The 16,633-nt window shown below is 64.0% G+C and carries 17 protein-coding genes; 12 read left to right on the top strand and 5 right to left on the bottom strand.

Annotation, left to right across the window (positions count from 1 at the left end; genetic code table 11):
* Positions 1-5 precede the first annotated feature (5 nt).
* The 3 genes from NUH86_RS10025 to NUH86_RS10015 all read left to right on the top strand — a co-directional run bounded on the left by NUH86_RS10025 (position 6) and on the right by NUH86_RS10015 (position 2,545).
* Entirely contained in the window at positions 6-509 is a 504-nt protein-coding gene (locus NUH86_RS10025) for a DUF2793 domain-containing protein (protein WP_267249369.1), read from the top strand.
* Between the two features lie 189 nt (positions 510-698).
* Positions 699-1,775: an OmpA family protein gene (locus NUH86_RS10020; protein ID WP_267249368.1), complete on the top strand. Its 1,077-nt coding sequence runs from the start codon at positions 699-701 to the stop codon at positions 1,773-1,775.
* Positions 1,776-1,993: 218 nt separating this feature from the next.
* Positions 1,994-2,545 (top strand): superoxide dismutase family protein, encoded by a 552-nt coding sequence (locus tag NUH86_RS10015; protein ID WP_267249367.1) that lies wholly within the window; start codon positions 1,994-1,996, stop codon positions 2,543-2,545.
* A 98-nt stretch (positions 2,546-2,643) separates the two neighbouring features.
* On the opposite strand, the gene thpR is transcribed toward NUH86_RS10015, so the two are convergent.
* Positions 2,644-3,219: an RNA 2',3'-cyclic phosphodiesterase gene (thpR, locus tag NUH86_RS10010; protein WP_267249366.1), complete on the bottom strand. Its 576-nt coding sequence runs from the start codon at positions 3,217-3,219 to the stop codon at positions 2,644-2,646.
* Positions 3,220-3,339: 120 nt separating this feature from the next.
* On the opposite strand from thpR, the gene NUH86_RS10005 reads away from it, so the two are divergent.
* Entirely contained in the window at positions 3,340-4,077 is a 738-nt protein-coding gene (locus NUH86_RS10005; protein WP_267249365.1) for a Bax inhibitor-1/YccA family protein, read from the top strand.
* Between the two features lie 56 nt (positions 4,078-4,133).
* On the opposite strand, the gene NUH86_RS10000 is transcribed toward NUH86_RS10005, so the two are convergent.
* The 3 genes from NUH86_RS10000 to NUH86_RS09990 form a co-directional block, all read right to left on the bottom strand.
* Positions 4,134-4,766: a glutathione S-transferase family protein gene (locus NUH86_RS10000; protein WP_267249364.1), complete on the bottom strand. Its 633-nt coding sequence runs from the start codon at positions 4,764-4,766 to the stop codon at positions 4,134-4,136.
* A gap of 156 nt (positions 4,767-4,922) precedes the next feature.
* A complete protein-coding gene (gene clpA, locus NUH86_RS09995; protein WP_267249363.1) occupies positions 4,923-7,244 on the bottom strand; it encodes an ATP-dependent Clp protease ATP-binding subunit ClpA in 2,322 nt (773 codons plus the stop codon).
* Between the two features lie 157 nt (positions 7,245-7,401).
* Entirely contained in the window at positions 7,402-7,599 is a 198-nt protein-coding gene (locus tag NUH86_RS09990; protein ID WP_267252092.1) for a DUF1192 domain-containing protein, read from the bottom strand.
* A gap of 95 nt (positions 7,600-7,694) precedes the next feature.
* On the opposite strand from NUH86_RS09990, the gene NUH86_RS09985 reads away from it, so the two are divergent.
* The 7 genes from NUH86_RS09985 to NUH86_RS09955 all read left to right on the top strand — a co-directional run bounded on the left by NUH86_RS09985 (position 7,695) and on the right by NUH86_RS09955 (position 14,438).
* Complete coding sequence (locus tag NUH86_RS09985; protein WP_267249362.1) at positions 7,695-8,699, top strand: NAD(P)H-quinone oxidoreductase; 1,005 nt, start codon at positions 7,695-7,697, stop codon at positions 8,697-8,699.
* A 264-nt stretch (positions 8,700-8,963) separates the two neighbouring features.
* Positions 8,964-9,818: a UDP-2,3-diacylglucosamine diphosphatase gene (locus NUH86_RS09980; protein WP_267249361.1), complete on the top strand. Its 855-nt coding sequence runs from the start codon at positions 8,964-8,966 to the stop codon at positions 9,816-9,818.
* Between the two features lie 29 nt (positions 9,819-9,847).
* Positions 9,848-10,876 carry a glycosyltransferase family 4 protein gene (locus NUH86_RS09975; protein WP_267252091.1) on the top strand — a complete coding sequence of 343 codons (1,029 nt, stop codon included), beginning with the start codon at positions 9,848-9,850 and terminating at the stop codon, positions 10,874-10,876.
* Positions 10,877-11,001: 125 nt separating this feature from the next.
* On the top strand, positions 11,002-11,685 hold the full coding sequence (locus tag NUH86_RS09970) for a DUF1013 domain-containing protein (RefSeq protein WP_267252090.1): 684 nt from the start codon (positions 11,002-11,004) through the stop codon (positions 11,683-11,685).
* Between the two features lie 139 nt (positions 11,686-11,824).
* Positions 11,825-13,531: a long-chain-fatty-acid--CoA ligase gene (locus NUH86_RS09965; RefSeq protein ID WP_267249360.1), complete on the top strand. Its 1,707-nt coding sequence runs from the start codon at positions 11,825-11,827 to the stop codon at positions 13,529-13,531.
* Between the two features lie 41 nt (positions 13,532-13,572).
* Complete coding sequence (gene msrA / locus NUH86_RS09960) at positions 13,573-14,106, top strand: peptide-methionine (S)-S-oxide reductase MsrA (RefSeq protein WP_267249359.1); 534 nt, start codon at positions 13,573-13,575, stop codon at positions 14,104-14,106.
* Between the two features lie 65 nt (positions 14,107-14,171).
* Positions 14,172-14,438 carry a hypothetical protein gene (locus NUH86_RS09955; protein ID WP_267249358.1) on the top strand — a complete coding sequence of 89 codons (267 nt, stop codon included), beginning with the start codon at positions 14,172-14,174 and terminating at the stop codon, positions 14,436-14,438.
* Positions 14,439-14,725: 287 nt separating this feature from the next.
* Here NUH86_RS09955 and NUH86_RS09950 read toward each other — a convergent pair whose 3' ends face one another.
* On the bottom strand, positions 14,726-15,682 hold the full coding sequence (locus NUH86_RS09950; protein WP_267249357.1) for an L-threonylcarbamoyladenylate synthase: 957 nt from the start codon (positions 15,680-15,682) through the stop codon (positions 14,726-14,728).
* A 111-nt stretch (positions 15,683-15,793) separates the two neighbouring features.
* Between NUH86_RS09950 and NUH86_RS09945 the strand changes: the two genes are divergently transcribed.
* Positions 15,794-16,612: an ATP-binding protein gene (locus tag NUH86_RS09945; RefSeq protein WP_267249356.1), complete on the top strand. Its 819-nt coding sequence runs from the start codon at positions 15,794-15,796 to the stop codon at positions 16,610-16,612.
* Positions 16,613-16,633: the final 21 nt, after the last annotated feature.

The raw sequence follows: 16,633 nt of genomic DNA, 5'->3' as shown, positions 1-16,633 counted from the left end.
GCATCATGACGATGGACTCGACTTTCCGTTGGGCCTTGCCGCAGCTTTTCGCGGGGCAGGCGCAGAAGGAAATTTTCCACAATGAGGCGCTGGCCCGGATCGACATGCTGCTGCATGGCGCGGTGGAAAGCGCCGATGAGCATGCGCCGCCGCCTTCGCCCCCGGTCGGCGCCTGCTGGATCGTGGCGGCGGGCGCATCGGGCGCGTGGGAGGGGCAGGAGGATGCCCTGGCCTGCTGGACCGAGGGGGGATGGCGCTTTGCCGCTCCGCGCGCGGGGCTTTCGCTATGGGTCGCGGACAGGGGGCATGCCATGTTGCATGACGGGACGGGCTGGCGGGATTGCGGCGCGGGGAGCGACGGATTCCATGTCGGCGGCGCGCGTGTCGTCGGAGCGCGGGCGGCCGCCATCGCCGATCCGTCGGGCGGCGCGACCGTGGACGCGGAGGCCCGTTCCGCACTGGTGGCCATATTGGGCGCGTTGCGGGCGCATGGCTTGATTGCGGCCTGACCGGGCCGTGACTTGGGGGATGTCCGCTTTTTACAAGAAGGCGTCCGCTGATTAGTCTTCGCGGGCGGGTGGACAGGTCTACTGCGTTATTTTTGCAACAGTTTTGCCAATTGTGGACTTGCCATGAAACTTTCTAGCGGATACAGGGTTTCAGCAGTCCTTCGTGACACTTTTGAAAGGGGAATACAGATGCGGAAGCTTGCCCTCGCGGCCGTGCTTGCCACAAGCGCCCTGGCCACTCCGGCCTTGGCGCGTGACAATAGCTGGTATGTCGGCATCGACTCCGGCGTTGTTCTCGTCGAAGATCAGGACATCACCTTCACCCCCGGCAATGCCGGTGCAGCCAGCAACACCATTTCCAATGTGGACTACCACAAGGGCTTCGATGGCGACGCCAATATCGGTTATGATTTCGGCGGTTTCCGCCTGGAAGCCGAGGCGGCCTACAAGCGCGCCGAGGTCGACCTGGACAAGAGCCTCTTCGGCGGTGCGGCTTCGGCCCTGTCCTTCATGCTGAACGGTTTGCTGGACTTCGGTCCCGATGACGGCCTGCAGGGCTTCGTCGGCGGCGGTGTCGGCGTTTCGCGCGGCAAGCTGGCCAACGATCTGGTCAATGATTCGGACACCGGCTTCGCCTGGCAGGCGATCGCGGGCGTTCGCTATCCGCTGACCAACCATGTCGACGTCTCGCTGAAGTATCGCTTCTTCAATCAGGACGATATCAAGCTGATCCCGGCCTACACCACCATCGGTGGCCCCGCCGGTTCGTCGGTCGAAACCAAGCTGCGCACCCACAGCCTGCTGCTGGGTCTGACCTACAACTTCGGTGGCGAACCGGCTGCTCCGCCGCCGCCTCCGCCCCCGCCGCCTCCCCCGCCGCCCCCGCCCCCGCCGCCTCCGCCGCCGGTGGCCGAGTGCAGCCCTGGGCCGTACATCGTGTTCTTCGAATGGGACAAGTCGGACATCACGCCTGACGCCGCCACCATTTTGGACAACGCGGTTTCGGCCTACAGCAACTGCGGCAGCGCCCAGGTCATGCTGGCGGGCTATGCGGACCGTTCGGGTTCGGCCTCGTACAACGTCGGTCTGTCGCAGCGTCGTGCTGACGCGGTCAAGGCCTATGTCGCTTCGAAGGGCATCCCCGACGGCGTGATCACGACCCAGGCGTTCGGTGAATCGAACCCCCGCGTCGAAACCGCCGACGGCGTCCGCGAACTGCAGAACCGTCGCGTGGAAATCACCTACGGTCCGGGTTCGGGTCAGTAAGATATTCCATCCCTTGGGATGGAAGAGGATCGAGGGGCTGGTCGGAAGACCGGCCCCTTTTTTCATATGGTTGGTGCGGTCGATGGTTCGGACGGATGGCTGGCCGTGGCTGCATGGCGCGACCGGCGAAAATCGGATGACATTTCAAATCGCCTAGGCAACAAAAAGCCGCCATGGAGCGTTCGCCAGGCAGCGTCCTTCTGGGGAGTTTGTTCATCATGAAAATTGCCGCCATCATCATGGCGCTGCCCATGGCTTTCATGGCGTCGGGCTGTGTGACCGGTTCGTCCGCCGACGCGCCTGTTGCGGACGCCCCGGCGCCGGTGGCCCATGCCAAGCTGTTGGCGGGGGATGGCTCTTCGCGGGGCGAGGCGACGGTGACACAGGCGGGAGACGGCCTGCATGTCGTCGTGCGCGCGCGGGGGCTGACGCCGGGGATGCATGCCGTGCATGTCCATACCGCCGGAACCTGCACGCCGCCCGACTTCGCCAGCGCGGGCGGACATTGGAATCCGACCGGGCATAAGCATGGCAGGGACAATCCGGACGGCAAGCATATGGGCGACATGCCCAACATGATCGCTGGCGCCGATGGTGCGGGCGAGATGGAATATGTAATTGCGGGCGGAACCGTCAGCGCGGGCGCGACGCCCCTGCTGGACGGCGATGGCGCTGCGGTCGTCATTCATGCGCAGGCCGATGACAACAAGACCGATCCGGCGGGCAATGCCGGTGGGCGCGTGGCCTGTGGCGTCTTGTCGGCGGGATAGGGTTTCGAGAGGCGATGGGCTTGGGTCTGTCGGAAGGGGGCGTTTCTTCTCTTCAAGAAGGGAAGGGCTTCGACGGGCTCAGCCCGAACGGGAGAGGATCAAAATGGCGGGGTGAAGGTCGTTTTGGACCTGGGTGCTGGCAGATCGGCCCGATAGCGTTCGATCCTGTGATAGGCCGATCCCGTCTGGCCGAGGTGGCTTTCATAAAGGGCGAACTCGTCGACTGTGAAGGGCGCGCTCGCCAAGGCGGCGTGGAGGTTCATGAACGGCTCCATCGGACCGGCTGTGCGGCTGAAGCGGGCCAGGGTGACATGGGGGAAATAGCTTCGATTGTCCGGCGAGAGGCCGGTTCGGATGCAGGCGCGGTCGACCTTTCGATGGAGCTGGGCGAGAGGATCGCGTGGCTGTACGCCCGCCCAGAGTGTATGGACCTGGCCCTTGCGGTCGAAACAGCCGACGCCGGAAAGGGCGAGCTGAAACGGTGAAAAGCGGATATTGCCTAGCGCGTCGGCCAGGTCGTTGGCCTGGGGGCGGTCGATTTCACCCACGAAGCGCAAGGTGAGATGCAGTTGCTCATCGTCCTGCCAGCGCGCGCCCATGATGCCGTGCATCAGGTTGAGCAGTTCCGCGCGGATATTGGCGGGGGGACGGATGGCGACGAAAAGCCGATGCATGATCCTGCTATAGCGGTTCCGCCGCGACAAGTCAGGTTGCGCTCTGCGCTTGAATATGTGGCGCGATAAGCCGATAATAGGAAAACCGGCTGCTATCATGCCGGTGAAGGAGATTATCTCATGGCCAATTGGTCCGATCCGCGTTCCGACATTGCGGGTTTTGGCGGCACGACCGCCGCGCGCGGGGAGGCGTTCGACGCTGGCCTGCGCAGCTATATGTTGTCGGTCTATAATTATATGGCGAGCGGCGTGTTGCTGACTGGTTTGGTCGCCATGCTGTTCGCGTCGAGCGGCCTTGCCTATCAGATACTGGCTGGGCCGGGCATATTGAAATATGTCATCATGTTCGCGCCTTTGCTGTTCGTGATGGTCATGAGCTTTGGCGTCAATCGGCTGTCGACCTTTGCGATGCAGGCGATGTTCTGGGCCTATGCCGCGGTGATGGGCCTGTCATTGTCGTCCATATTGCTCGTCTATACGGGGACGTCGGTCGCGCAGACATTTTTCGCGACGGCGGCGGCTTTCGTGGGGCTGAGCCTGTGGGGCTACACGACGAAGCGCGACCTGTCGGCTTTCGGCACTTTCCTGATCATGGGCGTGGTCGGGTTGCTGGTGGCCAGCCTCATCAACCTCTTCTTCCGGTCGAGCGCGATGAGCATGGTGATCAGCTTCATCGGCGTGCTGCTGTTCGCGGGTCTGACCGCCTATGACACGCAGAAGATCAAGAGCATCTACGCCCATGTCGCGGGTACGGACATGATGGGCAAGTCGGTGGTGATGGGGGCGCTGAACCTCTATCTCGACTTTATCAACATGTTCCTGTTCCTGCTGCGCTTCATGGGCAGCCAGCGGAACTGAGGACGCTGTTCAAGATAGGGAAAGGCCCGGCGGAGAAATTCGCTGGGCCTTTTATTTTATGACGGCTTCTGCATCCGGGCGATCAGGGCGTTGTCCTGTTCCTTCTGGCGCCGATAGGCCGGGCGTTCGCGCAGGCGGGCGGCATAGCTTTCGAAAGTGGGGCGGCTGGGGATGGTGCCGAAGCTGAGGCCCCAGTCGATCTGCGCGCCGACATAGACGTCCGCGGCGGTGAACTGCTCGCCGCAAATCCAGGCGGGGCCGGAGACGGCATGTTCCAGTGCATCGACCATATGGTCGAATGTGCCATAGCCCGCCGATTGCTCGCGATTGGCGGGAACGACGAAGCCGAGCGCCTTGTTGGTGACGGCGGCTTCGACTGGACCGGCGGCGAAGAAGAGCCAGCGATAATAATCGGCGCGAGCGTCCGTAGGCGGCGCGAGGTTCGCGGCGGGGAAAGCATCCGCCAGATAAGCGCAGATCGCCGCGCATTCCGTCACCGTCTTGCCGGCATGGACGATGGTGGGGACCTTGCCCATGGGGTTGATCGCCAGATAATCGGCGGACTTCATGCCGCCTTCGCCATAGTCCAGCACGATCGTCTCATAAGGTTGGCCGACTTCCTCCAGCATCCAGCGGGCGATCTGTCCGCGCGACATGGGGTTGGTGTAGAGGGTGATGGCGTTGGGCATGGTAACTCTCCCGTCCTGACTCGCGCAGGAGTGTAGCAGTGTGAGAGCGTCTTGTGACGGGGGCGCTGTTGTTGCGGGAGGATGGGTGCGCGTCCAGCATTGAAAAAGGGCGGCCAAATGGGCCGCCCTTTTTTTCTTTCACCGGATCGGGCGAAATTATTTCGCGGATTCGGCGGGTTTCGCCTTGCCACCCTTCTTGCCCTTCTTGGGGGCGGCGGGGGTGATTTCGAAGGCGAGAGCCTCATCCTTCAGCCGGACATGGACCTCTCCGCCGTGGACCAGCTTGCCGAACAGCAGCTCCTCGGCCAGCGGTTGCTTGATCTTCTCCTGCATCAGGCGGCCCATCGGGCGGGCGCCGTAGAGCTTGTCATAGCCCTTCTTGGTCAGCCATGCCTTGGCATCGTCATCCAGCGTGATGTGGACGTCGCGGTCGGCCAGTTGCAGTTCGAGCTGGAGCACGAACTTGTCGATGACCCGCGCCACGATTTCCGGCGGCAGATAGCTGAACGGAACGATGGCGTCGAGGCGGTTGCGGAATTCCGGCGTGAAGAGTTTCTTCACCGCGTCTTCCTGCGCATCCTCACGGGTCAGTTCGCCAAAGCCGATGCTTTCCTTCGCCATGTCCGACGCACCGGCATTGGTGGTCATGATGAGGATGGTGTTGCGGAAATCCACCGTCTTGCCGTGGTGATCGGTCAGGCGGCCATTGTCCATGACCTGCAACAGGATGTTGAACAGGTCGGGATGGGCCTTTTCGATCTCGTCCAGCAGCAGGACGCTGTGCGGATTCTGGTCGACCGCATCGGTCAGCAGGCCGCCCTGGTCATAGCCGACATAGCCCGGAGGGGCGCCGATCAGGCGGCTGACCGAGTGGCGTTCCATATATTCCGACATGTCGAAACGCTGGAGTGGGATGCCGAGCAGCGTGGCGAGCTGGCGCGCAACCTCCGTCTTGCCGACGCCGGTGGGGCCGGAGAAGAGATAGTTGCCGATCGGCTTGTCGGGATCGCGCAGGCCCGCCCGCGACAGCTTGATCGCGGAGGACAGAACCTCGATTGCCCGATCCTGACCGAAGACGACGCGCTTGAGGTCCGTGTCGAGCGAACCCAGCACCGACTTGTCGTCCGCGGACACGGTCTTGGGAGGGATGCGGGCCATGGTGGCGATGACCTGCTCGATCTCCCTGGGGGTGATCGTCTTCTTGCGCTTCGACGGCACCACCAGCATCTGCATCGCGCCGACCTCATCGATCACGTCGATCGCCTTGTCCGGCAGCTTGCGGTCGTTGATGTAGCGCGCCGAAAGCTCCACCGCCGCCTTGATAGCGTCGGGGGTATATTTGACGTTGTGATGCTCCTCGAAAGCGCTGCGCAGACCGGCGAGAATCTTGATCGTGTCCTCGACGGTGGGTTCGTTGACGTCGATCTTCTGGAACCGGCGCAGCAGGGCGCGGTCCTTTTCGAAATGGTTGCGGAATTCCTTGTAGGTGGTGGAGCCGATGCAGCGGATCGTGCCGCCCGACAGGGCGGGCTTCAGCAGGTTGGACGCATCCATCGCGCCGCCGCTGGTCGCGCCAGCGCCGATGACGGTGTGGATCTCATCGATGAAGAGGACCGCGTGCGGCATCTTCTCCAACTCGGTGACGACGGCTTTCAGACGTTCCTCGAAATCGCCGCGATAGCGGGTGCCCGCCAGCAGCGCGCCCATGTCGAGCGAGTAGATCACCGCTTCCTTGAGGACATCGGGAACCTCGCCCTCGACGATCTTGCGCGCCAGGCCTTCTGCAATGGCGGTCTTGCCCACGCCAGGATCGCCCACATAGAGCGGGTTGTTCTTCGACCGGCGGCACAGGATCTGGATGGTCCGGTCGACTTCGGAAGCGCGGCCGATCAGCGGGTCAACCTTGCCCCGCGCCGCCTTCTCGTTGAGGTTGACGGTGAACTGCTCCAAGGCACTGTCCTTTTTGCCCTTGCTGTCCTGCGCCTTCTTTTCCTCTTCGGCGGCGCCCTTCGTCTCGCGCTGCTGCTCAGGGGTGGCCGTGCCCTTGCCGACGCCGTGGCTGATATAGCTGACGGCGTCCAGGCGGCTCATATCCTGCTGCTGGAGGAAATAGACGGCATAACTCTCCCGCTCGGAAAAGAGGGCGACGAGGACGTTGGCGCCTGTCACTTCATCTTTTCCGGAGGATTGGACGTGCAATATGGCCCGCTGGACCACGCGCTGGAAGCCGCTGGTGGGAGAGGGGTCGCTGGACCCTTCCACCTTCAGGCTGTCGAGTTCGGCGTCCAGATATTGCGTTACCGCGTCGGACAGTTCGCCAAGCTCCACGCCGCAGGCCTGCATCACCTTCGACGCATGTTCGTCGTCGATCAGCGCGAGCAGCAGATGTTCCAGCGTCGCATATTCGTGGCGACGCTCCGATGCGTGGGTCAGCGCATTGTGCAGGGTGGTTTCAAGGGCGGGTGCGAAAGATGGCATGTCTTTTATACTCCTGACCCCAAGGAGGGGTTGTACTTGAACCATATGTCGGCATTGCTCGACGCCGGATCAAGATGGGCATCTCGACCGCCGGAATTGCCAGACTGCCCATGCCCGGTGAGACTCTTCTGGGAGTCGCGGGGGGAAGGGCGCGGGTTCATCGCTTGAATAACGCCTCGGCGCTTGCCTTATGGTTAAAGGCGCTTTCAATCTTCGATCGGGTGCGGGCGATTTCGCCCTCCAGCGCGGTGATGCGCGCATTGAGATCGGCCACGGAAAGCGGCGCCAGATCCTGTCGGAGCAGCAGGCTCAGCGGATCATCGGCCTTTCTGGGCAGATCGTCATCCATGTCCATGACGTGCAATGTTGACCCTGATGACCAGTCTGTCAATAAGGCCTTCATTCCGCCCGTCGATATTGGTGCGGTGAACATTCTCTGGCGGGGCGGACATGGCGGGCGATAGGGCAATTCCTGGCGAAATGATGGCCATCGGCATAGGGACGCCGGGCGGTCCGGAGGCGCTGGCGCCCCAATGGCGGCCGGTGCCTGTGCCCGGTCCCGACGAGGTGCTGATCAAGGTGGCGGCCGCGGGGATCAATCGCCCCGACGTGATGCAGCGGCAGGGGAAATATCCGCCGCCGCCGGGGGCTTCGGACATTCCGGGGCTGGAGGTTTCGGGCGTGATCGTCGCCGCCGGCGGGAGCGCCGAGTTGCTGGTCGGGCAGCGGGTCTGCGCCCTGGTGGCGGGCGGCGGCTATGCCGAATATGCCGTCGCGCCCGCTGGGCAGTGCCTGCCCGTGCCGGACGATTATGATCTGGTCGAGGCGGCGGCCCTGCCGGAAACGTTGTTCACCGTGTGGAGCAACCTGTTCGAGCGCGCCTATGTGGTGGAGGGCGACACGGTGCTGGTCCATGGCGGCACCAGCGGCATCGGCACCATGGCGATCTCGCTCTGCAAGCTGTTCGACATCGCCATCATCGTGACCTGCGGCAGCGACGAGAAGTGTGAGCAGGCCAAGGCCTGGGGCGCGGATCATGCGATCAACTACCGCAAGCAGGACTATGTCGAGGAGGTCAGGCGGATCACCGGCGGGCAGGGGGTGCAGGCGGTGCTCGACATGGTCGGCGGCGATTATGTTCCGCGCAACATCCAGTGCCTGGCGGAAGATGGCCGCCATGTCTCCATCGCGGTGATGGGCGGAGCGAACGCGGAAGTCTTCATTCCCACGATCATGAGCAGGCGGCTGACCCTGACCGGATCGACGCTGCGGCCCCGATCCGTGGCGTTCAAGAGCCTGGTGGCGGACGAACTGATGCGGGTGGTGTGGACCTTTGTCGAGCAGGGCAAGCTGCGGCCTGCGGTAGACAGCCGTTTCCCGCTGGCGGACGCCGCAAAGGCCCATGCGCGCATGGATGCGGGCGATCATTTCGGGAAGATCGTGCTGACGGTTTGAGGGATAGCGGAGCTATCCTATTCCTCCCCTTCGGTAGATGGCGAGGGGGACCATGCGAAGCGTGGTGGAGGGGAAGGGGCACGAGCTCCGAAATTTCCCCTCCACCACTCGCTACGCGAGCGGTCCCCCTCCCCACGCTTCGCGTAGGGAGGATTTGGTGATCTCATGGCCGAAGCCGTAGCATTTCCGTCATATTCGCTGCGGAGTTGTAACATAGTGCGGCTAGGGATTCGCTTCTGAGGGAAACAACTCAGAGGCCGCATCATGAACGCCATCACGCGCCTGCCTTTTATGGACGATGGTGCCGACGACAGGTTCGCCATTCCCGAGCGGGAGGGGAAGCGTCGCCGTTATCGCACGATCTGGATTTCGGACATTCACCTGGGCACGCGCGGCTGCAATGCGACGATGCTGATCGACTTCCTCGACAGCGTCGACAGCGACACCATGTATCTGGTGGGCGACATCATCGACGGCTGGCGCCTGAAGCGCCGCTTCTACTGGCCCGCCGCGCATAACGACGTGGTGTGGCGGGTGATGAAGCGGGCCAAGCGCGGCACTCGCGTCGTCTACATCCCCGGCAATCATGACGAGATGTTCCGCCAGTTCACCGGCCTCAGCTTCGGCGGCGTCGAAATCCGGCGCAAGGCGATCCATGAGACCGCCGATGGCCGCAAGCTGCTGGTGCTGCACGGCGACGAGTTCGACACGATCATGCTGGCGCACCGCTGGCTCGCCTTCATCGGGGACGCCGCCTACAGCATGTTGATGCGCGTCAATGTCGTCGTGAACGCGGTGCGCCAGCGCATGGGCCTGCCCTATTGGTCGCTCAGCAAGATGGCCAAGCACAAGGTCAAGAACGCTGTCGAGTTCATCTCCCGCTTCGAGGAAGTGGTGGCGCATGAGGCCGGATCGCGCGGCGTCGACGGGGTGGTCTGCGGCCATATCCACAATGCCGAAATCCGCGAAATCGCAGGCGTCGAATATTATAATGACGGCGACTGGGTGGAAGGCTGCACCGCTCTGGTCGAGCATGTCGACGGCCGGATGGAAGTGCTGCACTGGGCGGACGAGATCGCCAGGCGCACCGCCGAAGAACCCTCGCGGATCGCGGCCTGACGGGAGGAGAGCCGATGCGCCCACCGTCCATGCGCATAATCATCGTCACCGACGCCTGGAGGCCGCAGGTGAACGGCGTGGTCCGTACCCTCCAGACCATGCAGGCGGAACTGGAGAAGATGGGGCATGCGGTGAAGGTGATCTCGCCCGATCTGTTCGGTTCCATCCCTTGCCCGACCTATCCGGAAATCCGGCTGGCCTTCGCCCGGTCGACCGTAGTGGGGCAGATGATCGCGGCTTTCCGCCCCGACGCGATCCATCTGGCGACCGAAGGCCCGCTCTGCCTTGCGGCGCGGCGCTGGTGCCTGCGCAGCGGCATCCGCTTCACCACCGCCTATCACACGCATTTCCCGGACTATGTAGCGCAGCGCACCGGCCTGCCCGCAGCCTGGTTCTGGCGATATATCCGCTGGTTCCATGGCCCCGCCGAAGCGGTGCTGGTGTCGACCGGATCGGTCAGGCAACAGCTGCGCGCCCATGGCCTGGCGCAGGTGCGCGCCTGGGGCCGGGGCGTGGACCTGGCCGCCTTCACGCCCGCCGCGCCGCCGCCCGCCATCTTTGCCGACCTGCCGCGCCCGATCCAGCTCTATGTCGGGCGCGTCGCGATCGAGAAGAATCTGGAGGCCTTCCTTGCCAGCCGCCATCCCGGCACCAAGGTCGTGGTCGGCGACGGCCCGGCCCGCGCCATGCTGGAAAAGGCTTATCCGCAGGCGCATTTCCTGGGGCCGATGTTCGGAACCGATCTGGCGGGGGCCTATGCCGGGGCCGATGTGTTCGTCTTTCCCAGCCGTACCGACACGTTCGGGCTTGTGATGATCGAGGCGCTGGCCTGCGGCGCCCCGGTGGCGGCCTATCCGGTCACAGGCCCCATCGACATCGTCACTCCGGAAACCGGCGCCTTGTCCGACCGGCTGGAGGACGCCATCGCCGCCGCACTGCTCTGCGACCGCGAAATCTGCGCCGCCTATGCCCGGAGCTTTAGCTGGGACCGCAGCGCACGGGAATTCCTGACCGGCCTGCACAATATCGACCCCCAGGCGCTCGACAGCGCGGCCTGACGCTTTTCCTTGCCCGGCGGTGCAGGATGCACTATCTCAGGTCGGGCGTGGCCGCCCTGCTTGGGCGGCCCTTGTCGTTTTTAGCGCCGTTTTTATGCCGGAGAATTCCCGTGTCCCAGCCTCTCATGCCCCATGCGACAGCCAGTTGGCTGGTCGACAATACCGCGCTGAGCTTCGACCAGATCGCGGAGTTTTGCGGGCTGCATATTCTGGAAGTGCAGGCGATTGCCGACGATACCGCAGGCACCAAATATACCGGCCGCGACCCGGTTCGCGCCCATGAAATCACGATGGAGGAAATCCACAAGGGCGAAAGCAACCCGGATTACCGCCTGAAGATGCTGAAGGGTCCGGAGCCGGTCCGCCGGACCAAGGGGCCGCGCTACACGCCGGTCAGCAAGCGTCAGGACAAGCCGGACGGCATCGCCTGGATATTGCGCAACCATCCGGAGATTTCGGACGGCGCCATCGGCAAGCTGATCGGCACCACCCGCACCACCATCGCCGCGATCCGCGACCGCACGCACTGGAACATCTCCAACATCGTGCCCAAGGATCCGGTGACGCTGGGCCTCTGTTCGCAGCGGGAACTGGACGCGCTGGTGACGAAGGCGGCGAAGAAGGCGGGCATCGAAGCCCCCACCGATTCGCGCCTGGATGGCGACCGCGAGGCGCTGATCAACGAACTGCGCCGCGAGCGCGAGGACGCCACCCGCCGCGCCGAAGAAGCGCTGAAGAGCGAGGCCGACCTGATTTCGGGCGCTGCGAAAATCCTGGACCCGTTCAGCGACAATAAGGGTCACGTTTGATGCCGTAACGTCATTCCGCCGGGGGCGGAGTGACGGTCGGATGCTGTGCAAAAAGGGCCGCGCCTCGACCGGGAGGCGCGGCCCTTTTTGTCATGCTTGACGCTTGCGTAAAGGGAAGGCGTAACTTACACCTGTACAAATGGAGAGCAGAGAAAATATCTGGAAAACCCGCTATAATCACCCCTCCCCCTGGGAGCAGACATTCCCGCCCTTGTCGATGGTGGACATGGTGGCGAACAGCGCCACGGCCAATCCACAGGCGGTGATGATCGATTTCATGGGTCGCAAGACGACCTATGACGAAATGCTGCGCGCGATCCGGCGGGTCGCCAGGGGTTTGCAGGATATGGGCGTCCGGAAGGGCGACCGGGTCGGCCTCTACCTTCCCAACGTCCCTCATTATGTCGCGGCCTATTATGGGGCGATGATGGCCGGGGCCACGGTCGTCAACTACTCGCCCCTCTACACCGCCGCCGAACTGGAACATCAGGTCGAGGATAGCGGCACGAAGATCCTCTTCACCCTGTCGGCTTCGGCGTTGCTGCCCACGGCGCTGGAAGTGCTGGACAATAGCAGCCTGGAGCGGCTGGTCGTCGGCTGCGTCGCGGAAGTCCTGCCGCCCGCCAAATCGGTGCTGTTCCGCCTGTTCAAGCGGAAGGAGACCGCCACGGTCCCACACGATCCGCGCATCACCCATTATGCCGACCTGCTGCGCCATGGCGATGATCCCGCGCCGGTCGCCATCGATCCGGAGCAGGACATCGCCCTGCTGCAATATACCGGCGGCACCACCGGGCGGCCCAAGGGCGCGATGCTGACCCATCAGAATCTGACCGCCAATGCGCGGCAGGTGCGCCTGATCGATCCCCATCCCGAAGCGCCCGACCGCATATTGGCGGTGCTGCCCTTCTTCCATGTGTTCGCCAACACCTGCGTCCTCAACCGCACGGTGCTGAACGGCGGGGAGATGGTGATGCTGCCGCGTTTCGACGGCACCCAGGTTCTTGCCGCGATCCAGCGGACCAGGGCGACGTCGCTGCCCGGCGTGCCCACCATGTACCAGGCGCTGCTGGACCATCCCGCCACGCCGAATATCGACTTCTCCTCCCTGCGCCTGTGCATTTCCGGCGGCGCGCCGCTGCCGCTGGAGGTCAAGCAGCGGTTCGAGGCCATGACCGGCGCCAAGCTGGTCGAGGGATATGGCCTGACCGAAAGCAGCCCGGTCGTCTGCTCCAACCCCTATGAGGGCATCAACAAGTCCGGCACGGTGGGCCAGCCGGTCCCCGGCACGCGCGTCAAGCTGGTCGACCGGGAAGACCCGACCCGGCCGCCGCCCGAAGGCGAACCGGGCGAGCTGGTCTTTGCCGGGCCGCAGATCATGAAGGGCTATTGGCAGCGGCCCGACGCCGACAAGGAGGTGTTCGTCGACGGCTGGCTGCGCACCGGCGATGTCGGGGTGATCGACGCGGACGGCTATGTGAAGATCGTCGACAGGTTGAAGGACATGATCGCCGTGGGCGGGTTCAAGGTCTTTCCCAGCGAGGTCGAGAAAGTCCTCTACCACCATCCGGCGGTCAAGGAGGCGCTGGTGATCGGCATTCCCGACCATTATCGCGGCGAGTGTCCGAAGGCCTTCGTCACCTTGCAGGAGGGTTCCGACATAGACGGCGCCGCGCTCAAGGACTGGCTGAATCCGCAATTGGGGAAGCATGAGAAAGTGTGCGAGGTGGAAGTGCGCCTCAACCTGCCCAAGACGCTGGTGGGCAAGCTGTCCCGCAAGGAATTGGTCGCCGAAGAGCGCGCCAAGGCGGAGGCGGCGACGCCGCAGACTGGAACCGCGGGCTGATCCTCCCTATCTGTGCGGACAATATGGATAAGGACGCGCATATGGCCGAAGAGATCGCAACCCTGGCTGGCGGCTGCTTCTGGTGCACGGAGGCGGTGTATCAGAATCTGAAGGGCGTGAAGGTCGTGGAAAGCGGGTATATCGGCGGTACGCTGCCCGATCCGAGCTATGAACAGGTCTGTTCAGGCGCGACCGGCCATGCCGAGGCGATCCGCATCACCTATGATCCGGCGGTGATCGGCTATGGCGACCTGCTGGACATATTCTTCGCGACCCATGACCCGACGACGCTCAACCGTCAGGGCAACGACATCGGCACGCAATATCGGTCGGCCATCTTTCCCCATTCGCCCGAACAGGCGGCGGCGGCGAAGGCGGGCATCGAGCGCGCCCAGACGGATCGGGCTGACCCGATCGTCACCACGATCGAACCGGACGCCCCCTGGTATCCGGCGGAGGATTATCACCAGAAATATTGGGAGAGGGTAGGGGACCGGAACCCCTATTGCATGGCGGTGATCCCGCCCAAGCTGGCGAAATTGCGCAAGGGCTTTGGGGAGCGCATCGAAGCCTGAACCGTTCGTCGCCTACGGCTTGCTCCTGCCGCCATCGTCTCTAAGCTGGCGGAAAAGGAAGATATATGAACAAGATCCTATTGATGGCCGCGCCGGCTTTGCTGCTGTTTCTGCCGGGCTGCATCGCGCGCACGGCGGCGAAGATCGTGACGGCGCCGGTGCGCGCGGGCAGCCAGGTCGTCGACTGGAGCACCACCAGCCAGGAAGAGGCCGACCGCAATTACGGCCGCAATATGCGCAAGCAGGAAGCGCGTGAAGCCCGCGAGCGCAAGAAAGAGGAAGAACGCCGCCGCCGCGAATGCCGCGATGCAGGTTATGATAATTGCAGGTGAGTGGGTGGACGGGGATAATTTCAGGGCTTGTCGGACTAGCTGATTTTGGGTGGAGAGCGGACGTTCAGTTTTCCGTTCGGGCTGAGCCCTTCGACTGCCTGCCAGGGCAGGCGCTCAGGATAAACTTGCCTTCGGCAAGTCGAAGCCTTCAGCCGAGCGGAGCGAGGCTTCCATGCTTCGCCTCCGCTCAGCAGAGTCCTTCGACTTCGCTCAGGGCGAACGGATATCTAATGTCCGCCATTGGCCGTTCCCTGGTATCCCGAATTTGTCCGCACGACCTGCGCTTTTTAAGCCGCCGCGCGCTTGAGCCGGTCGTTGATCGCCGCCCCGATCCCCTCATTCGGGATTGGCGCCACCGCGATCCGTTCCGCCGCGCTGGCGTCCGCGATGTGAAGCGCCGCGAAAAGATGGGCCGCGGCCTCCCGCATATCGGCATCGGGGCTTAGGTTCACATGGCAGGGCATCAGCCCGAAGCCGATCAGATATTCGTCCTTCTCGGCATTCAGGGCGTTCAGCCGCACCGGCTTGGACGGCGCATAATGGCTTTCCAACTGCCCCGGCGCCTCGATCTTCGCATTGTCCGCGCCCGTCACCACCGGCAGCCGGGCCGCTTCCTTCAGCATCGCCGCCGTGACCGGGCCGGGCCGCAGCAGCCGGATGCAGTCGCTTTCCGGCGCGACGATGGTCGATTCCAGCCCTTCGCTGGTCGGTCCTTCGTCCAGGATCAAGCGGATCTTGCCGTTCAGGCTGGCCAGCACATGTTCGGCCCGCGTCGGGCTGATCGCCCCGCTGCGATTGGCTGAGGGCGCGGCGAGCGGACGCCCGCTTTCCCGGATCAGCGCCCGCATCGCCGGATGCGCGGGCAGGCGCAGCGCCACTGTCGGCAGCCCCGCCATCACCAGCGGCGACAGACCACTGTCGGGCCGGACCGGCAGAACCATGGTCAGCGCGCCGGGCCAGAACCGCTCCGCCAGCTTGTCGGCCACAGGCGAAAAATCAGCCAGACGCCCGGCCATCTCCCGGTCAGCGACGTGCACGATCAGCGGATTGAAGCTGGGCCGTCCCTTCGCGGTGTAGATGGCGGCGACCGCGTTGGAATCCGTGGCGTCCGCCGCCAGGCCATAGACCGTCTCTGTCGGCACGGCGACTGGCTCGCCCGCGCGGATCAGCAACGCCGCCTCGCGCAGCGCTTCGCTGCCATAGCGGCTTATTCGGGTGGAAAAGACTGGATTTGGGATGGTCACGACCCCAGCGATATAAGCCCCATTTTCGGGCAGTAAAAGGCCATTGCTACAGAAGGATGACATCGGCGCCGCGCTTGCCCCTCAAGCGGTGGAGGGTTAAGCGAGGACGCCATGAACGACGCCCTGCTGACCCGCATTGCCGAAGCGCTGGAACGGATCGCGCCGCCGCCCGCTTCTTCCGCCGATCTGGCCGCCGCGCCCGCCTATGTGTGGAATGGGGCGGCGATCCGTCCGGTGGAGGCTTTCGCGCCTGTGGACTATGCCCTGCTGACCGGCATCGACGCGCAAAAGGAGGCGCTGCTCGAAAACAGCCGCCGCCATGCCGCGGGCCATGCCGCGCATGACGTGCTGCTCTGGGGTGCGCGCGGAACCGGCAAGTCCGCCGTGGTCGCCGCCGTCGTCGGCAAGCTCCAGGCCGAGGGGCAGGACATAGGCCTGCTGCAATGCGCGATCGATGAACTGGCCAGCCTGCCGCGGCTTTTCACGATCCTGCGCGACACGCGGCGGCCCTTCATCCTGTTCCTCGACGATCTGGGTTTCGATGAAAATGGCGTGGGCGACGCCCGCGCGCTGCGCTCGCTATTGCAGGGCGGCACCGCGGCGCGCCCGGCCAATGTCCGGCTCTATGTGACGTCCAACCGTCGCCATATCGTGCCGCGCCACCTGTCCGAGCAGGACGATCCGGTCAATCCGCGTGACGTGGTGGACGACAAGATGGCGCTGTCCGACCGCTTCGGCCTCAGCCTTGGCTTCCACGCAATCGATCAGGACGCCTATGTCGCCATCGTCGGCGGCTATGCGGCCAGCCTGGGCCTCAGCTTCGAGCCGCTGGACGCGATCCAGTGGGCCACTCAGCGCGGCAGCCGCTCCGGGCGCGTGGCCTGGCAATATGTGGTGGAGCTGGCCGGGCGGAATGGGATCAATATATAGGGCGCCTTGAAATGGCCCTTA

Source organism: Sphingobium sp. JS3065, assembly GCF_026427355.1.
Taxonomy (GTDB): Bacteria; Pseudomonadota; Alphaproteobacteria; order Sphingomonadales; family Sphingomonadaceae; genus Sphingobium.
This window is presented reverse-complemented; position numbering and strand designations above follow the sequence as displayed.

Excerpts from the sequence above, each read along its gene's own strand:
- NUH86_RS10025 (WP_267249369.1), top strand. The coding sequence starts at position 6 with ATGACGATGGACTCGACTTTCCGTTGGGCCTTGCCGCAGCTTTTCGCG.
- NUH86_RS10020 (WP_267249368.1), top strand. The coding sequence starts at position 699 with ATGCGGAAGCTTGCCCTCGCGGCCGTGCTTGCCACAAGCGCCCTGGCC.
- NUH86_RS10015 (WP_267249367.1), top strand. The coding sequence starts at position 1,994 with ATGAAAATTGCCGCCATCATCATGGCGCTGCCCATGGCTTTCATGGCG.
- thpR (WP_267249366.1), bottom strand. The coding sequence starts at position 3,219 with ATGCATCGGCTTTTCGTCGCCATCCGTCCCCCCGCCAATATCCGCGCG.
- NUH86_RS10005 (WP_267249365.1), top strand. The coding sequence starts at position 3,340 with ATGGCCAATTGGTCCGATCCGCGTTCCGACATTGCGGGTTTTGGCGGC.
- NUH86_RS10000 (WP_267249364.1), bottom strand. The coding sequence starts at position 4,766 with ATGCCCAACGCCATCACCCTCTACACCAACCCCATGTCGCGCGGACAG.
- clpA (WP_267249363.1), bottom strand. The coding sequence starts at position 7,244 with ATGCCATCTTTCGCACCCGCCCTTGAAACCACCCTGCACAATGCGCTG.
- NUH86_RS09990 (WP_267252092.1), bottom strand. The coding sequence starts at position 7,599 with ATGGACATGGATGACGATCTGCCCAGAAAGGCCGATGATCCGCTGAGC.
- NUH86_RS09985 (WP_267249362.1), top strand. The coding sequence starts at position 7,695 with ATGGCGGGCGATAGGGCAATTCCTGGCGAAATGATGGCCATCGGCATA.
- NUH86_RS09980 (WP_267249361.1), top strand. The coding sequence starts at position 8,964 with ATGAACGCCATCACGCGCCTGCCTTTTATGGACGATGGTGCCGACGAC.
- NUH86_RS09975 (WP_267252091.1), top strand. The coding sequence starts at position 9,848 with ATGCGCATAATCATCGTCACCGACGCCTGGAGGCCGCAGGTGAACGGC.
- NUH86_RS09970 (WP_267252090.1), top strand. The coding sequence starts at position 11,002 with ATGCCCCATGCGACAGCCAGTTGGCTGGTCGACAATACCGCGCTGAGC.
- NUH86_RS09965 (WP_267249360.1), top strand. The coding sequence starts at position 11,825 with ATGGAGAGCAGAGAAAATATCTGGAAAACCCGCTATAATCACCCCTCC.
- msrA (WP_267249359.1), top strand. The coding sequence starts at position 13,573 with ATGGCCGAAGAGATCGCAACCCTGGCTGGCGGCTGCTTCTGGTGCACG.
- NUH86_RS09955 (WP_267249358.1), top strand. The coding sequence starts at position 14,172 with ATGAACAAGATCCTATTGATGGCCGCGCCGGCTTTGCTGCTGTTTCTG.
- NUH86_RS09945 (WP_267249356.1), top strand. The coding sequence starts at position 15,794 with ATGAACGACGCCCTGCTGACCCGCATTGCCGAAGCGCTGGAACGGATC.